The organism is Alteromonas abrolhosensis (assembly GCF_001953635.1).
In the GTDB taxonomy this organism is placed as follows: Bacteria; Pseudomonadota; Gammaproteobacteria; order Enterobacterales; family Alteromonadaceae; genus Alteromonas; species Alteromonas abrolhosensis.
Genome location: NZ_MEJH01000002.1, coordinates 395,777 through 411,107, shown reverse-complemented (window position 1 = coordinate 411,107; position 15,331 = coordinate 395,777). Strand labels below are relative to the sequence as shown.

11 protein-coding genes are annotated in these 15,331 nt (G+C 45.6%); 7 read left to right on the top strand and 4 right to left on the bottom strand.

What is annotated here, in order from left to right; translation table 11 throughout:
• Positions 1-50 precede the first annotated feature (50 nt).
• From BGK61_RS01680 to BGK61_RS01670, 3 genes are read left to right on the top strand one after another with little or no spacing between them, the layout of a single operon-like run.
• A complete protein-coding gene (locus BGK61_RS01680; protein ID WP_015000112.1) occupies positions 51-488 on the top strand; it encodes an acyl-CoA thioesterase in 438 nt (145 codons plus the stop codon).
• A 12-nt stretch (positions 489-500) separates the two neighbouring features.
• Positions 501-1,508, top strand: a complete 1,008-nt coding sequence (locus tag BGK61_RS01675) for a D-2-hydroxyacid dehydrogenase (RefSeq protein ID WP_015000111.1) — start codon at positions 501-503, stop codon at positions 1,506-1,508.
• A gap of 9 nt (positions 1,509-1,517) precedes the next feature.
• Positions 1,518-2,420: a DMT family transporter gene (locus BGK61_RS01670; protein ID WP_015000110.1), complete on the top strand. Its 903-nt coding sequence runs from the start codon at positions 1,518-1,520 to the stop codon at positions 2,418-2,420.
• 16 nt (positions 2,421-2,436) lie between these two features.
• On the opposite strand, the gene BGK61_RS01665 is transcribed toward BGK61_RS01670, so the two are convergent.
• The gene (locus BGK61_RS01665; protein ID WP_015000109.1) at positions 2,437-2,712 is read right to left on the bottom strand and encodes a hypothetical protein; all 276 of its coding nucleotides are present in this window, start codon (positions 2,710-2,712) and stop codon (positions 2,437-2,439) included.
• A 210-nt stretch (positions 2,713-2,922) separates the two neighbouring features.
• Between BGK61_RS01665 and BGK61_RS01660 the strand changes: the two genes are divergently transcribed.
• Together BGK61_RS01660 and BGK61_RS01655 are read left to right on the top strand one after the other, a co-directional pair.
• Positions 2,923-3,429, top strand: a complete 507-nt coding sequence (locus BGK61_RS01660; RefSeq protein WP_015000108.1) for an RNA polymerase sigma factor — start codon at positions 2,923-2,925, stop codon at positions 3,427-3,429.
• The gene (locus BGK61_RS01655; protein WP_015000107.1) at positions 3,422-4,042 is read left to right on the top strand and encodes a hypothetical protein; all 621 of its coding nucleotides are present in this window, start codon (positions 3,422-3,424) and stop codon (positions 4,040-4,042) included. The genes BGK61_RS01660 and BGK61_RS01655 overlap by 8 nt, the downstream gene beginning before the upstream one ends.
• A 42-nt stretch (positions 4,043-4,084) precedes the next feature.
• Here BGK61_RS01655 and BGK61_RS01650 read toward each other — a convergent pair whose 3' ends face one another.
• Together BGK61_RS01650 and BGK61_RS01645 are read right to left on the bottom strand one after the other, a co-directional pair.
• Positions 4,085-7,987, bottom strand: a complete 3,903-nt coding sequence (locus BGK61_RS01650) for a translocation/assembly module TamB domain-containing protein (RefSeq protein ID WP_076011997.1) — start codon at positions 7,985-7,987, stop codon at positions 4,085-4,087.
• Entirely contained in the window at positions 7,984-9,822 is a 1,839-nt protein-coding gene (locus tag BGK61_RS01645) for an autotransporter assembly complex protein TamA (protein ID WP_015000105.1), read from the bottom strand. The genes BGK61_RS01650 and BGK61_RS01645 overlap by 4 nt, the downstream gene beginning before the upstream one ends.
• Positions 9,823-10,170: 348 nt before the next feature.
• On the opposite strand from BGK61_RS01645, the gene BGK61_RS01640 reads away from it, so the two are divergent.
• On the top strand, positions 10,171-12,162 hold the full coding sequence (locus BGK61_RS01640) for an alpha/beta hydrolase family protein (RefSeq protein WP_015000104.1): 1,992 nt from the start codon (positions 10,171-10,173) through the stop codon (positions 12,160-12,162).
• A gap of 140 nt (positions 12,163-12,302) precedes the next feature.
• Positions 12,303-13,550, top strand: a complete 1,248-nt coding sequence (locus BGK61_RS01635) for a multidrug effflux MFS transporter (protein ID WP_015000103.1) — start codon at positions 12,303-12,305, stop codon at positions 13,548-13,550.
• A gap of 160 nt (positions 13,551-13,710) precedes the next feature.
• On the opposite strand, the gene ilvC is transcribed toward BGK61_RS01635, so the two are convergent.
• Positions 13,711-15,189 (bottom strand): ketol-acid reductoisomerase, encoded by a 1,479-nt coding sequence (ilvC, locus tag BGK61_RS01630; RefSeq protein WP_015000102.1) that lies wholly within the window; start codon positions 15,187-15,189, stop codon positions 13,711-13,713.
• Positions 15,190-15,331: the final 142 nt, after the last annotated feature.

Here is a 15,331-nt window from a genome sequence, read left to right as displayed (position 1 = left end):
TTTTTTTGCGTTAGCTACACCGTCGAATTTAGATAAGCCAAGGAATGATCATGACTGATATTACCCCGACACTTGCCGATTACCCTTACAAAGTCACTATCGCCACCCGTTGGCAAGACAATGATGCGTACGGACATATCAACAATGTTGTGTACTACGGTTTCTTTGATACCGCGGTGAATCGCTTTTTAATTGAAGAAGGTGGACTGGATATACACAACGGACAAACCGTGGCGTATGTGGTGAGCAGTCAGTGTCAGTACATCGCACCAGCGGCTTACCCTGAAGACATTTTTGTGGGCTTACGCGTTATCAAAATAGGTCGAAGCTCGGTAACTTATGGGTTGTCGGTTTATGCCGGAGAGAACAAGCGACGCGTGGCTCATGGTCAGTTTGTGCATGTGTTTGTAGATAGGAAAACGGACAAGGCTATTCCCATTCCAGTCAACATCAAAACGGCGTTAGAATCGATTGTGGAAGTGATGTAGGGCGTGGCAAAAATGACAAAACACAATGCATCACAAGCGATGAGCAACGGCAAACAAAAGCAGGTTGTCTTTCTAGACGCCGAAACCATGGATTTGCCCAGTCTTGATACCTCGTCACTAGATGACTTACGAACTAATTTTGACGCCGAGATTACGCTTCATCAACAAACTCAAGCCGAAGACGTTGCCGAGCGCATTAAAAATGCCGATGCTGTGTTGGTTAACAAAGTCGTGCTACAAGCCAAAGATTTACAGCAGGCCAGTCAGCTTCGCTATATTGGCGTAACTGCGACCGGCATGAACAATATCGACCGTGATTACTGCGAACAAGCCGGTATTATCGTTCAAAATGTGGAGGGCTACGGCACAGACAGCGTCGCTCAACATACCTTGACCTTGGCACTAAATTTGGCCACCAATTTCGTGGCGTATCAGCGCGATGTGAGCAATCAGGCATGGTCTGCTTCTTCTCATTTCTGCTTACTCAATCACCCCGTGGTGGAATTGGCGGGCAAACATGCCGTGATTGTAGGTCATGGAGAGCTTGGAAAGCGTGTAGAGGCATTGTTTAAGGCTATGGGTATGCAGGTGAGTATCGCTGCTCGCCCAGGTAAACAAGACGACCCTCGTCCAAGCCTTGAAGCGCTATTACCTGATGCTGATTTGATAAGTCTTCATTGCCCGCTTACTGAAGCCACCGATAAACTTATTAACGCCGATACATTGTCGTTGATGAAGCCAAGTGCTTTTCTAATTAATACGGCTCGCGGCGGATTGATTGATGAGGAGGCACTCTATCATGCGCTTAAAAACAACCAAATTGGTGGCGCGGGATTAGATGTTCTAAGTGTCGAGCCCCCGCCTGTTGACCATATATTGCTTAAAGAGGCGTTACCTAACTTGCTGGTTACGCCGCATAATGCGTGGATTGGTAATGGCGCTAGGCAAAAATTGCTCAATAGCGCTATCGCCCATTTATCTGCCCACTTATCTTCTTGTTCATCAGATCCTCAGGGTTAGAGCGCCGGTATGAATAACGCGACCTTATTTGCCCTGTGCTGCTTGATTTGGGGCTCAACCTGGATAGCGATCACTTATCAAATAGGGCATACCTCTGAAACCTTTGCCATTGCGCTACGTTATTTATTGGCGTCGGCTTGCTTGGGGGCTTATTGTATTATTAGACGTTTGCCGCTTAAGCTACCAGTACATGTTCATGTGAAAATGGCCGCAGTCGGCCTCTTTTTATATAGCTTAAATTACACGCTGCTGTATATGGCGCAAGCGCACATTATTAGTGCGCTGCTAGCCCTCATGAGCTCTTGTATTATCTACATTAACGTTGTGCTTCGGCGCTGGTGGCTGAAAGAGCCGATAAGAAAAGAAGTGGTTATAGGCGCGACGTTTGGCTTGCTGGGCATTGTGTGTTTGTTTGTACCTGAGTTTTCCAAAGTATCCATGGATGCGGCGCTTGCCACCGGCCTCGCCATTGCGTTTGTCAGCTTTTTTTGCGCCTCAACAGGTAACGTTATCTCCGAGCGTATATTGACCTCGGGTACGCCTGTTATCCAAATGAATTTCTATGCCATGAGCTACGCCATGGTGCTGCTTTTCATCACTTCACTGGCAATGCCGGGTAAGTTGGTCATTCCTACTCACACCGAGTTCTACCTGTCGCTGCTTTATCTGGCTATCTTTGGCTCTGTGTTCGCGTTTGGCGCGTACATGAAACTGATAAAGCAAATGGGGGCTGACAAGGCTGCGTATGTGGTCTTGGTATACCCCATGGTTGCACTGGTTATTTCCACGTTTTTTGAAGGCTATACTTGGAGCGTGCTATCTGTAGTTGGGGTGGTGATTGTGCTGGTAGGCAACGCTATTGCAATGGGGAAAGTTCCCCGCTTTATGCGTCGCCCACCGGTGTCGAGCTAGGGTCTGGTCAAACCGTTTATTTGAGCGCGTTGATTTTCTTATTCAGTTCATAAGCAGGCTCGGTAACAATGGTTTCAAGGGTTTCGATTCGCGCCATCAAAGTTTTAATCTGCGCATCTTTTTCCTCTAAACGCTGCTGCTGTTTGTCGGTCACGCTTTTAACGAAAGGGTTGCTGCACTCGCCGTTCATCCAGTCGTTTAATCGCCACTGAAATTTTGCGTCTAGGTAGCTTGCCAAAAGCACAAGCGACGTAAGGCTGCCAATTAACAAAACTAAACTTAATGTAGACATAGTGTTTTCCTAATCCAAATTTCAAGGTTGAAGGCTTTTAGGGAAAATGCCCTAAACGCACGTTACTGCACTTACTGTTTTCACTAGTCATTTGTTGCTTAAAAAAATTACAGCATTGATGAAAAAAGTTTGTAATAAAAATTTCTATGGGCAGACTGATAGAAGTAACACAATAAAATAACAATAGTTTTTGTGATTAGGGATGTGACGTTGGGGCAGGGTTTTGAAGATGTTTTTGCGCAATACGGGGCAATACTAAGCCGTGTAGCCAACAGCTATGAAGCAAACGAGGCGATGCAGCAAGAATTATTGCAAGAAATTGCTATTGCCGTCTGGCAGGGACTGTCTCGCTTTAAGGGCGATAGCAGCGTGAAAACCTATATTTTGAAGATAGCTCACAACCGCGCAGTTACTCACGTAGCAAGTCAAGTGAAGCGTCTCGATACCCATCAATATGACCACGATGATCTTGGTTCTGACGGGTTCGCGAGTAATACCCACTCACCAGAAGAAATGTCTAGTCAGCACCAATCGCTAGAGCGCCTATTATGCGCGGTACGGGCGCTACCACTTCAATCAAGACAAGTGCTTACACTTTCTCTTGAAGGCTTAAGTTACGATGAAATTGCAGACGTATGTGGTCTGACTAAAAACCATGTTGGCGTGATATTAAAACGCGCCAAGCAAAGTATCATGCAGGAGCAACCGCATGCATAACTCAGATAAAGAGAATCAAACGAACCCGCCCGTATCAGTAGACGATGAGCAAAACGATGCCCTATCTGCACTATGGCAAGCTCAGCCAGTTACGACTATTAACCTTGAAGAAGTAAAAGCCAGTTTAAGCAGTGAGCGGACAAAGCAACGCTGGTATATGTTAGTAGACTCTTTAGCGTTTATCCCAGCGGTCTACGTACTAGTTATTACCTGGGAAGAATTCACTTTTGTCGCTCAGGCAATGTTTATCTTTATGCTGATTACTGCTCTTCCCCTGCTTGTGTACCAGCTATGGCTAAGAAGAGTGGCTGCGTTCTCAAAAGACACTCAAACCGCTGACCATCTGATGCAGCTTACAAAGCAAATTAAGAATAACGTAAAGATTGCGGTTATCACTAAACACTCGACATGGACTGCAGTGTTATTTGGGTGTGGTTTTTTGTTGGAACGCTATTTCTATGGAGAGCTTACGCCAGAGAAAATTGTGAAAATGGCCATAGTCATGACTTCCATAAGCATTGTGATGCTGGTGTGGTATGTATGGGCGAGCAAAAGACAAAAGCGCTTTGAGCGTCAACTCGAAACGCTTCAGAAGATGGCGCAGCAGCGCTAAGGAAGCAAGGGTGCACCAATGCGACGTTTTGAGTTTGGGCGCTTAGTTTTTACTAGAAGTGTCAGAAGCGCCCACATTATCATTCCGCGCTTTTGGTGAGCTTTCACTACTGTCGTTAGATTCACCGTCGTCTTCATCTTCATCACTATCTTTACGGGTTCTGTTATCGCCCAAGAAGAATTCGTAATAAAGATCTAACGCAAACTCCGACTGGTCTTCAAGCGTAGTTTGAATGGCCTCTAAATATAAACTTGGTAAAAGCTGATATTTTACCGCTAAGTCAGGCGGTAGTTGTCTGCGTCTTAGTGTACTACTGGCATCGTTTTGCCTTAATCCAACATCTACGTTGTATTCCACAGATAGTCGTTCGTTAATTTGCCCTGTTACTGACAGTAAGTCTTCGTTAGTGCTTAAACTAAAATCATCTATTCCCAGCGCGCTTCCCACCTGCCCTGTTAAGGTCTTGGTATTTGACAAGCCAAAGCCTAATAACAGTGAAGCATAGTTTGGATCTTGTGTTCCCGAGTTCGGACCTGAACCAGTGAGCAAGTACGACAGCACGCCCTGCTGATCCATTGCAGGCTCTGAAAACAGATTGATGCTCGGTGAATCGGCTGCCCCGTCAATGCGAATACCCGCAATTACGTCGTCATCGGTTTTAGCCGGGTCGCGGATGGCTTCAACCAGTAACAATGGCTGGTCGATAGGGCCGTTGAACTGCACCTCACCGGTTTGGATAATTAACTGTTGTCCGTAAGCACTGTAGCGCCCATTTAAAATTTGGAGGTCACCATAACCCACGAGTGCAGGTTGGGTGTTCACACGGATACCGCCATAAAGACTGGCGGTAAGACCAAACGCTTCCAGCTTCACCTCTTGGGTTTTGTTTTTGTCGATGTTAACCAGTACTGAGGCATGAATAATATCTAAAGGCTCTTCTCTATCGGGTTCGCCTCGAAGGTGTACGTCTTTCGATGGAGAAACTGCGCTCTCAGGAAGCGATTCTATTTCGATGCGCGCCCACGGAATATTCACCTCACCATTTACATCCACTTTTTCTTTTGTGGCGGCTATATCGATATTGGGCGACACCTTGAGTCGGATATTAGGCTGACGAATTTCGAAACCATTTCCTTTTAAATTGAAAGTAGCGCTGGGGTTAGATGACCAGTCAAGCTCGCCTTTAAGTGCGCCTTTCCCACCGCCTAATACAAAGGTGCCGTCTAACGCGGCAGTTTGACCATTAAGCATGACTTTTTGATTCCAGTCGGCAAGCGTAACAGGCGTATCCTGTATATCGATAGCGCCGTTGGAAATACTCAGTTCGCCGTTAAGTGCAGGGTCATCTACATAACCACTTAACGACACATCGCCGTTTAGCATGCCGGTAAGTGTTCTTATAGCTGGGGAAAGCGGTTTAAAGGGGGCAACGTTAAGTCCTTGCATTACCAGCTTTCCATCAAGCGGAATACGTTCATCAAAGGGACGAGTACTCAATGTCAGCGTTGCATCTCCCACATCTTGGCTTGAAATGACTGAGGTTGACGTTAGCTGCCCTTGTTTAATGGTTCCATTAGTTTCAATGGAATTGATAGTGAGTGTTAGCGGTCTTGTTTCCCCAAGCTGCCATGGCGCAGCGCTTACCGAAGCGGTAAAAGTGGCATCGATAGGGTCTTTGGGTGAGTAGCTCCCTTTCGTCTTGACCGTTAACGTGGCGTCTGAGGGACTCGAAATAGCGATAGGCGCAAGTTCATTTGCCCATAAACCAATGGGCAACGCTGTGGCGCTGATATCCCAGCTCGCTTTATCTCCTTGATAGTTTACGTTTGATATACACAGTTCACCCTCTTTTCTGGAGGTCCAACAATGTTGCCCTATTCTAGCCGTGACAGGTTCAGTACCGATGTCTACGCTAAATGGGCTGGATAGTGACCACTGCATATTGGCAAGCTTTAATGCGGTATCGCTAATTTCGCCCACCCAGTGATTGTTTGTCCATGCGCCTTTTAGCGACAGTGCAATATTGTTGTTGGGCACATTGAGGTCGATATCTGCGGTGTGATCGCGATAGGTACCGTTAACTTTTATCTCGCCGTTCAATGGTCCTTGCTGTGCGGCAGACGCATTTAAATTCGGTGATACAACGATATCAGACAGAGTAATTGTGCCGTTAGCGCTCGGATTTTGCCAAGGGCCAGTTGCGGTGATGTTTCCGCTCACCGCCCCCATTACTTCTGGATACAAGCTAGAAATAGCATTAACGTTAATTGCAATGTTTGCGTTTAAATGGCGCTTATTTAGCACTTGAGCGATAGCACGAATAGTGTTTTTCTCCTGCTCGTGCTCTTGAATAATATTGACGTTAGTCACGAATAAATCACTGGGGCCGGCGTAAACCGCGTTCCCTTTTATTTGAAACGGTTTGTTTTGAAGCACGCCAGAGACTGACATGTCTCTAAGGCTCATATGTAATCCGCCGCGTTCAGAGTATTGCAAAATACTGTCGATTTCCCCCGAAATCTTTTCAGGCGCATAAATACTGAATTGCTTTCCTGACACGCTCTTAAGCTTTGTTTTTCCTTCCCAGGCAATGCTTTCATTGAGATAAAGTGTACCCGTGTTGGTTAAGCTACCTTCCAAGGCTTTAATGTTGGCTTGGTTCACAAAAATGTTGTTCTTTTTTAATACCACATCAAGAGATACCGGCACGTTGCCAATATCAGGTAATGTCGCGGCGCCAGCCCCTTTAAGTATGTAGTCACCCATGGTGCCGTTAAGCGTTAACTGACCTTCTTTAAGGGTGGCATTGTCCATAGTGGGTATGGCTTGGTCTTGCCAGTGTGCTGTGAACTGTATGGGAAGATTACTATCTAAAATGTCGGCATTTAGATTGGCGTTTGCGCTCACAGCACCTTTAGCTGTGACTGACATTGTAAGTTCGTCCAGCGCCCCTGAAGCCGTTAGGTTCACTTCTTGTTGTGCGTCGCTAAACATTGTTTTGGCGTTAATAACCACATTTAGCGGAAAGTTACCGTCAAGCGTAGCGCTTGCCTTTCCCTGCACCTCACCTTGTTCATGCACAATGGCCATCTCCTCAATCGCGACATTGCTGCCTTTAAATTGAGTTTCCAATAGTGAAATGAGCGAAAAACGTTGTTTAGTGTTCCCCTGAATTATCTGTAAATCTTCTATTAACAGGGTACCAAGGGAGAATGGAATAGGCGCAGTGATCGTAGGAAGTTCAGGTACGTCGTAACTGAGTGAGTACGATGTAGGTAATGCGCGATCAGATTTTGGCGTCTCTTTTTCTACGGCTTGTTCTGTTTCCTGTTCTGGGTCGTTTCCTGATAGCTCTTGGTCTGATTGCGGCGGGGTTGTCGTGGATACGTGCGACGCACTTGTAGTCGTATCTTCGAGTAGAGCAACGCGAACCCCTTTAGCAGCAAAGCTGTCAAGCGCAAGGCTTTGATTACCCTCAAAATCAGACAGTTCTAGTTCATCAACTTCAACGGTTGTCGTAAGCAGTGCTAGTTTGATATTGGTTAAATTTAAATATCCCACATCAATGGGAAACGGTAATTCAATCTTGTTAGAGGTTGGTTCGTCTTCCAACGTTTCTGGCGTGCTTGAAAGTTGCGTTAGCGTGGCGTTTTCTAACGTTAGTTCGTTAACGCATACTCTGGGTTCAAACAAACAACGCCACGTAATATCAATATAAGCGTATTGCGCAGATACTTTCCATTGTGGATTTTCCCACGTAACGTTATGCACTTCTAAAGTGTCAGCAAACCCGCCGTCGATGGCATCAATGGAAAGGTTTTCAACAAAAGCGTTGGCTAGGAATTTAACGGTAGGCCCACCTAACGGGCTTATTAATACTGCGTATATGCCCACCAGTATAAACACCGGTGAAAGTAAAATAGCCGAAAGCGTACGTTTCCTCATAGCTCTGGCCCCAGCATTATGTGAATGTCCCACGTATTTTGGTCAGGGGAAAAGCCTCTTGCAATATAAAACCTTACAGGTCCAATAGGTGAAAGCCAATGAACGCCTGGACCAATACCGTATGTCAACGTTGTGCTGGTATCGTTTGTTGCTGTACCCGCATCAAAAAAGGCAGCCACTCGCCAGTTGTCAGCCACCTGGTAAGCGTATTCCACACTTGATGTAAGTAAGTACTTTCCACCTATTGAGTCTGTTGTCAGCTTACCGGTTTCTGGGGAAATAACTTCGGCTTTAGGTGATATTTCGCGGTACTCAAAGCCTCTAATACTCTTATCGCCACCGGCATAGAAGCGTAGTGAGGTAGGTACTTCGTCAAAACTATTCGTTTTGATCGCCCCTGCCTCACCGCGGATCGTGATTCTGTGTACATCATTAAAAGTGCGGATTACTAACCCTTCAACAACGGCTTTAGCAAAATCGATATCAGAACCATAACCTTCTCTGCCAACTTGAGTGAGCATTTGAAGATAAGTACCATTATTAATGTTTAGTTCACTGTCCTTATCGCGATAAGTCAACGAGTATCCGGGTAACACTAACGACGTGGTGTTCGTACTTAATTCCCCTTGGTCATAGGTCTCACGTAGATAGGTTACCGAGCCATCGTGCTGCCACGGCGACTTGTCATGTTGCCAATATCTATGTGCCGACAGTGATAAGGTTTCACTCTCAAAGGAGGTGTTACTGTATTCAATAAACTGGTATCCGGCCTCAATACTGGCGTAGTCCCGCGTAATATTTCTCATAGGAATTCGGTAGTCGGCGGTCACGGATTGTTCAGGCGCAGAAATGAAAATATCAGATGACACAGAGTGCCCCTTACTATTCACCCAAGGGCGTTCCCAGCCTAAGCGAACGCGTGGACCCGTGTCAGTAGCAGCACCAACGGAGACGTTAAAAGCATCGGTAGGTCTGTGAAGGAGTGAAACCTCAACCGGTACCAGCAAGCCATCGGCCTCACTCACAACCGGGCGAGCAATAACGCGAGTAAAGTACCCAGATTGGTTCAGACTTCTATTGAAGTCGGCAAGTATCGCTGAAGAGTAAGCGTCACCGGCCTTAAATGGTTTAAGCCGCTCAATGATGGCTTTTGCCTTGTCATCGCCTATGAATTTAAGCTCTCCAAATTGATACTGCGGACCGCTTTGCGCAATCAAAAGTACGTTTGCTTGTTTTTCCTCCCGCACTAAATCGAGCCGAGTAGCTTGCCAATGATAATCAAAGTACCCATTAGATAAGGCGTAGTTAAACATGGACGACTTAAACGACTCGTAAATGGTTTGGTTTAACACGTCGCCTTCTTTAAGCTTTAGCGAATTAAAGCGCTCTCTGAAAGCCTTATCTTCACGCCCTGCTCCTATAATCTCGCGGGTAACCTTATTAATGGTAAGCGGTGTATTTAAAGCAACATTTACCGTAACCTTGTCGCCTTCTTCAATGCGAACTCTCGTTTCGCTATTGTAATAGCCATAAGGTTGAACAGCCGTGGCTACCGTTTCGCCAACCTCATCTTGCCAATAAGGGTCAGTAAGCAACGATTTTTCCACATCGAGACTGTTTAAATGCAGGCGGATATTATTACGCAGCTTGTCGTCCTCTACCCCTTGGATATCGTATGAAATAGACTCTTGCGCGTGGGAAAAGGTAAAGAGTGCACTGACTAATGAGCACAATATACCACGCACCAAAAGAGAGGCTGCTTTGGATGCTCTAAACATAAATTGTCGGAAAAGTTGGTCTTGCAAACTGGCAAGCCCGCTCCAAATTGAAGGCATGAAAAGGCTAAATCCTTAAGGTAACGCTGGGCTGTGAAGCTTACCGCTTGATGGTAAAATCCATATTATGTCTGTGGTTAATGATACCACATTTGGAATTTGTATCCGCAAAGTACGACGAGAGATCAAATTATTACGCTGACGTCGTGGAAGAAAGCAGATTCCGTATACTTTCTTCTTCTAAACGTGCCCGGCTATCACTTAATGCAGCAAACTGCTGAACATTACACTATATGTCGGCTTATTTTTGTACATCTGGGCGCGAATTTGTATACTCGATATAACTTAACTTCGAGTTTCTTGCCTAAGCTAAGTTCCACTAACAATAAAAAACAACAAGGGAATGTTATGTCTTCTAAAAAGGCTTTCTCACCTACGTCACTGTTCATCTTAATGCTGTTGGTTTGTTCCTTCTCTACGCTGGGCGCAGAGCAAGCGGAGACAAAACCTAACTACGAAAATTTCAGTGCCTTACCAACCTATTGGACACCCTCGCTGTCACCCGATGGTTCAAAAATCGCGTTTGTTCAGAATGTTGAACAGGAAGAGGCGTTTGCCATGCTTGCGACCTACGACCTAAAGGAAGGTAAAAAGCACTTTCTGCTGCGTTCAGACAATGAACGAGTAAAAATTAATTGGTACAACTGGGTTAACAATGAGCGCTTAGTCGTTAGCGCGCGCTACGAAACTCGCCGAGGCACTACCAAAGTTCACGATACACGCCTGTTAAGTGTCAAGTTTGATGGTGATGGTGGCGCATTCAATCTGATTGAATGGGAAAGAATAAAACGTCGTGCAGGTAATCCAAACCATATACCTCAGTTTCACGATGAGGTCATAGATTGGCTACCTGACGATCCCGAACATATTTTGATTGCTTTAGATGCTGAGGTACTAGGGTTGCCGTCGGTTTACAAAATCAATGTTAATGATGGCGGTATAAGCCGAATTATCCGCGGGAAAAAACGCATTAGAGATTGGATGACGGACCAACAAAATAATGTGCGCATCGGCATTTCCCTTGACTATGACACCGGTGAGCGAGAAGTTTTCCTAAAAGAGGGTGACGATTGGCGTACCTTATTTGCTTACAACGCCATGACAGATAAGGGCGAATACCCTGTTGGCTTCGCTAAAGACCCAAATATTCTTTATTTTAAAGGTTACAAAGGTGATTATCGTGCGCTGTATACCTTGAATTTAACGACTAACGAGCGAACAGAGATCTACGCTGATGAAGGGTACGATGTAAACGGTAGCCTTATTTATTCACCTGTTACGCGAGATGCTATTGGTGTGCGTCATGACGGTCGGTATTACTGGGATGAGCGCTACGTTGCACTTCAAAACGGCATTGATGCGGGATTACCTGACTACGACAATACCTTGGTGAGTTTTAGTGACGACGAGCAGACATACATTGTCTATTCAGAGTCTGATATTTTGCCTGGCGTTTATTTGCTGGGTGACCGCAAAGCGGGTTCGTTAGTGATGCTATTTGAACAATATGCTCAAATAGATCCTGCAAAGTTATCTGAACATACGCTAATTGAGTATGAGGCCAGAGATGGTATTAAGATTGAAGCATATCTAACATTACCAAAAGGCGAAGGCCCGTTCCCAACGATAATTCATCCCCACGGCGGCCCTGGAGCAAGAGATTTCAGTGGTTTCGATTACTGGACTGCGTATTTTACGTCGAAGGGCTATGCGGTGCTAAGGCCTAACTTCAGAGGCTCACGAGGATATGGTTATAGCTTTGCGCAAAGCCAAATGAAAGGGTGGGGCTTGGCAATGCAAGATGACATCACCGATGCGGCTAACTGGATGGTAAAGCAGGGTTACGCTGAGCAAGATAACATGTGTATTGTTGGCGCCAGTTACGGAGGCTACGCAGCTTTAATGGCGACTGTCAAAACCCCTGATCTGTTTAAGTGTGCGGTGAGCTTCGCAGGCGTAAGTTCACTTAAACATGTCATCATCCATTCTCGCCGCTTCCTAAACAATGAGTTTGTGAAGAACCAAATCGGAGATGATTATGATGATCTTGAAGCGCGTTCGCCTTACTACAATGCGAAAGAGATAAAGACGCCAATTTTGCTGGTACACGGTGACGAAGATAGAATTGTCCCGCCACTTCATAGCCGATATATGGCGGATGAATTAGACGACTACGATAAAGTCTTTAAATATGTTGAGCTTGAAAGTGGTGATCACAGTTTGTCTATTCAGCGAAATCGTCACATTTTCTTTAAGGAAATGGATGCGTTTTTGGACCAATACCTTAGACCAGCCAGTAAAGGGAGTGCTGCAACGGCAAACGTTTCAGCTTCCGAGTAACACCCGTTAAAAGCACCACTATTTACGATAAGCTTTATAAGTACTGACGGCTTTTTAACCAAGTTTCAGGTATACTAATCAAGGCGCGTTAATTTCGCGCCTTTTTAATTTTCCCCACTTAATTTCATTTTCGAGACTTTATGCCCCAGACTTCTAATGGTGTTTCTGAAGATACTGCCGTTGTGCAAAAGCCCGCGCTTGGCCTTGTTGAATTTGTTGCCTTAATGGCAACAATGACATCGCTGGTGGCGCTTAGCATCGACGCGATGTTGCCCGCGCTTATACAAATTGGCGAGTCGCTACAGGTTGCCGAGGCTCACCACACTCATTTGATTGTTACCGTGTTCTTTGTGGGCATGGCGTTTGGACAAATGTTCTTTGGCCCATTTTCAGATAGCCGTGGACGTCGTCTCACCATTCTTGTGGGTCTATGTATTTTCGCCCTAGGCACGTTTGTCTGCATGATCGCCACCAACTTGGAAACCATGCTGGTGGGGCGGGTTATTCAGGCATTTGGGGTATCTGGGCCACGAATAGCTTCTATGGCAATTATTCGCGACCTTTATGTGGGAGATGCCATGGCAAAAGTCATGTCGTTTATCATGATGGTGTTTATTCTAGTGCCAATGTTGGCACCTATCATTGGGCAAACGGTAATGGAGTTGACCTCGTGGTTCCATATCTTCACCCTCTTTCTTATTGTCGCCACTATGGCTGGAATATGGTTTTTTTCCCGCCAAGGGGAAACCTTGCCTAGAGCGAAGCGCAAAAAGTTCTCGTGGGCGCAGTTTTTTATATCGTCAAAGTTCATTCTAACTAACCCAGCGGTAATGGGTTACACCTTTGCTATGGGCTGTATCTTTGGGGCATTCCTGGCGTATTTAAGCGCATCGCAAACCATATTTACGGTGTTTTACAACGTAGGCGAATGGTTTCCATACATTTTTGCAACGCTCGCTTTTTCCATTGGCCTTGCCTCATACTTTAACGGAAAAATGGTGATGCGCTTTGGCATGCGCAAGCTTTGTCGTTTTGCACTTAAAGGCGTAAACGGGTTTGCCGTAGTGTATTTGGCGCTGCTGTTGGCGTACGACGGTTTGCCACCGTTAATACCCACCGTTACAGTTATGTTTATCGGCTTTTTCTTTGTTGGCATTTTATTTGGTAATTTGAATGCCATGGCGATGCAACCGCTTGGCGATATGGCAGGATTAGGCGCAGCAATTATCGGTTCGTTCTCTAGCCTATTCTCGGTGCCCGTTGCACTTTTTGTCGACAGTTTTTTAAATGGGAATTTAATGCCTATCGGCTGGGGGTTCCTCGTTTTCTTTGCCTTATCTTATGCATCAGTACGCTATGCTGAGCGCGTTCGTGAAGGTTCTATTTAGAAGGTGTATTCCAAGGCGTGTCGCAATGGTTAGTTGCTTAAGAAAGTGATGACGACTTACTTATTAGCAGGCTTGCAGGCATAAAAAAGCCCGACCAAAATGGTCGGGCAAGAGGGCTTAGTTAAGCACCTAACGACAGAAACTGTCTTAACCACTGCTCTTACACTACTATGGCTTTCATGTCAGTCATGTAGCCACGCAAGGTTTTACCTACTGATTCCACACCGTGTGAGCGGATAGCTTCGTTAATTTCAACAAGGCGTTTGTTCTCTACTTGGTTAGAAGTAACATTCAAACCCTTACCGATAACGCTGGTATCAATGGTAGGCATAAATTTCTCACGCAAAATCGGAATAGCTGCGTTAGCAAATAAATAGTTTCCGTATTCCGCTGTGTCTGAAATAACCACGTTCATTTCATACAAACGCTTACGCGCGATTGTGTTAGAAATAAGCGGTGTTTCATGTAGTGATTCATAGTACGCAGACTCAGGAAGAATACCGGCTTCAACCATTACGTCGAACGCAACTTCAACACCACACTTGATCATGGCAACCAATAGAATGCCGTGGTCAAAGAATTCTTGTTCACTGATTTCTCCTTCATAAGCCGGTGCGTTTTCAAACGCGGTTTCACCGGTTTCTTCACGCCACTTAAGTAGGTTTGCATCGCCGTTCGCCCAGTCTTCCATCATGGTACGAGAGAACTCACCGCTGATGATGTCGTCTTGGTGCTTTTCAAATAGCGGACGAAGTAGATCAGTTAACTGCTCAGAAAGCTCAAACGCTTTCACTTTCGCAGGGTTTGAAAGACGGTCCATCATGTTAGTAACGCCGCCAATCTTAAGTGCTTCAGTGATAGCTTCTAGGCCGTACTGAATAAGTGCACCTGCGTAGCCTGGGTCGATACCATCATCAACCATTTTCTCAAACGCAAGTACTGCTGCAACTTGCTGCATACCACACAAAATGGTTTGCTCGCCCATTAGGTCAGATTTAACTTCAGCCACAAATGATGACTCAAGTACACCTGCGCGGTCACCGCCTGTTGCACTTGCTAGTGCTTTGGCCTGATCCCACCCTTTACCTTCAGGGTCGTTTTCTGGGTGCACGGCAATAAGTGTTGGTACACCAAAACCACGCTTATATTCTTCACGTACTTCAGAACCCGGGCTTTTCGGCGCGCACATAATTACTGTGATATCACTACGAATTTGCTGACCTTCTTCAACAATGTTGAAACCGTGAGAGTAACCTAATGTTGCACCTTCTTTCATAAGCGGCATAACGGCTTCTACTACGCTAGCGTGCTGCTTATCGGGCGTTAGGTTATAAACCAAATCTGCTTCTGGAATGAGCTGTTGGTATGTACCAACGGTAAATCCATTACTGGTCGCACGCTTGTATGAGTCGCGTTGCTCATCAATGGCTGCTTGACGCAGCGCATAAGAAACATCTAACCCTGAATCACGCATATTCAGACCTTGGTTAAGGCCCTGCGCGCCGCAGCCTACAATGACAATTTTCTTGCCTTTTAAGAACTGACAACCGTCAGCGAATTCATCGCGTGCCATGAAACGGCAGCGGCCAAGCTGATCTAACTGCTGGCGAAGTGACAGGGTGTTGAAATAATTAGCCATAAAAATTTCCGAACAACATTCATTTTTGTCAATATCAAACACCGACCTTGGCGTTGACAGACCTCGTCTATGACGACTTGATATTGAGACTAAAAGATTTCTTTTGTTTTGGAAAATGATATATTTGCAAGATAATATTGCA